The following is a 2,129-nucleotide window of genomic DNA, read 5'->3' on the forward strand; positions in this document are numbered from 1 at the left end:
CTGCTCCGGGGTCGGCTCGGGCATGCCCGGCGGCAGCCCCGGCATGCCGCCACCCATCCCGCCGCCGCCGAGACCGAACATCGAGCCGAGGGCCTGCCCGATGCCGCGCTTGCCCGAGCCCATCGCCTTCATCATGTCGGCCATGGTCCGGTGCATCTTCAGGAGCTTGTTGATCTCCGAGACGTCGACGCCCGAGCCCGCCGCGATGCGCTTCTTGCGGGAGTTCTTGAGCAGGTCCGGGTTCTTGCGCTCGTGCGGGGTCATCGACGAGATGATCGCCCGCTGGCGCTTGAACATCTTCTCGTCGAGGTTGGCGCCCTCGACCTGCTTCTTCATCGCGCCCATGCCGGGCAGCATGCCCATCAGGCCGCCGATGCCGCCCATCTTCTCCATCTGGGCGAGCTGCATGGAGAGATCCTCCAGGTCGAACTTGCCCTTGCGCATCTTCTCCGCCGTGCGGAGCGCCTGCTCGTGGTCGATGGTCTCGGCGGCCTTCTCGACCAGGGAGACGATGTCGCCCATGCCGAGGATGCGGTTGGCGACGCGGGCCGGGTGGAACTCCTCCAGCGCGTCGACCTTCTCGCCGGTGCCGACGAGCTTGATCGGCTTGCCGGTGACGGCGCGCATCGAGAGCGCCGCGCCGCCGCGGGAATCGCCGTCCATGCGGGTGAGCACGATGCCGGTGACGCCGAGCCGCTCGTCGAAGGCGCGGGCGGTGTTGACCGCGTCCTGACCGGTCAGCGCGTCGGCGACCAGCAGCACCTCGTGGGGCCGGGTCGCGGCCTTCACCTCGGCCGCCTCGACCATCAGGGCCTCGTCAACGGTGGTGCGGCCGGCGGTGTCGAGCATCACCACGTCGAAGCCGCCCAGCCGGGCCGCCTCCATGGCGCGCTTGGCGATCTGCACCGCCGACTGGCCGGCCACGATCGGCAGGCTCTCGACGCCGACCTGCTTGGCGAGCACCGCGAGCTGCTCCATGGCGGCCGGGCGGCGGGTATCGAGGGAGGCCAGCAGGACGCGGCGCTTCTCGCGCTCGGACAGGCGCCGGGCGATCTTGGCGGTGGTGGTGGTCTTGCCCGAGCCCTGGAGGCCGACCATCAGGATCGGCACCGGAGCCGGGGCGTTGAGGTCGATCACCTCGGCATCGGTGCCGAGCATCGCCACCAGCTCGTCGTTGACGATCTTGACGACCATCTGGCCGGGGGTGACCGACTTGAGCACGACGGCGCCGACCGCCTTCTCCTTCACCCGGTCGGTGAAGCCGCGCACGACCTCCAGGGCCACGTCGGCTTCCAGCAGGGCGCGGCGGACCTCGCGCATCGCCGCGGTGACGTCGGCTTCGGTCAGGGCGCCCCGGCGGGTGAGCCCCGAGAGGATGCCGGACAGGCGGTCGGACAGGCCTTCGAACATGGTGTTTCCGACCCGCGCTTACTGTTCGAGGCCGGCGCGCTCGACGCGGCGCGCCTGGAGGGCGGCCTCGAAGCTGCGCACGGCGCTCGCGAACTTGTCCCGGCACTCCGGATTGCAGAAGCCGACCACGGCGCCGTTATAGAGCGTCAGCGAGTCGGCCGAGATCGGCTTGCCCGACCACGGGCAGGTCTCGTTAATCGCGTCCGCGACGTTCAATGCGGCGGGGGGCACGGCGACTCGGGTCACGGCGACTTGGGTCATGCGATAAGCCTCGACCGGCGGAGTCCGGCGAAGCGGATCGGCCCAACACAGATCGCGCCCGAGGGCGCGGACGCGCTGTCGGGCGTTGACCTCCGGCCTCGGGGGCCGGTCGGCTTCGTGTCGTGACGATCTGCTACGGATCGGAAGCGCGGGGGTAGCGGCAGCCACCGCAAAAGTCAATTTTCGGTATCACGCCCGCCAACCATCTCACGGTTGAGGCGCCAGGCGGGCATTAACTTTTACGGATCGTTAAGCATGTTGCGACTCTGATCGGGCAGCACCCGTTCAGGACGACCGCCGATGTCGGAACCCGCCCGCACCCTGCCGCCGCACGAGACCGGCAGCCGCATCGCCCCCGGCCCCCTGCGGGACTGGCTGGCGACGATGAAGACCCACAGCCCCGCCGAACCGCGCGGCGACGACCGCCCACTGTACGAGGCCGCCCCGGAGGCCAAGGC

2 protein-coding genes and 1 pseudogene are annotated in these 2,129 nt (G+C 70.1%); 1 reads left to right on the top strand and 2 read right to left on the bottom strand.

Annotation, left to right across the window (positions count from 1 at the left end; translation table 11 throughout):
* Positions 1 to 1,410 (bottom strand): signal recognition particle protein (gene ffh, locus FV228_RS27550; protein WP_147857417.1); only part of this gene is annotated, 1,410 nt, incomplete at its 3' end.
* Positions 1,411 to 1,428: 18 nt separating this feature from the next.
* The gene (locus tag FV228_RS27555; protein ID WP_147857418.1) at positions 1,429 to 1,671 is read right to left on the bottom strand and encodes a glutathione S-transferase; all 243 of its coding nucleotides are present in this window, start codon (positions 1,669 to 1,671) and stop codon (positions 1,429 to 1,431) included.
* Between the two features lie 300 nt (positions 1,672 to 1,971).
* On the opposite strand from FV228_RS27555, the pseudogene FV228_RS34475 reads away from it, so the two are divergent.
* Positions 1,972 to 2,129, top strand: a pseudogene (locus tag FV228_RS34475) (ATPase); the annotation flags it as partial.

This window comes from Methylobacterium sp. WL18 (genome assembly GCF_008040015.1).
GTDB classification, from domain to species: domain Bacteria; phylum Pseudomonadota; class Alphaproteobacteria; order Rhizobiales; family Beijerinckiaceae; genus Methylobacterium; species Methylobacterium mesophilicum.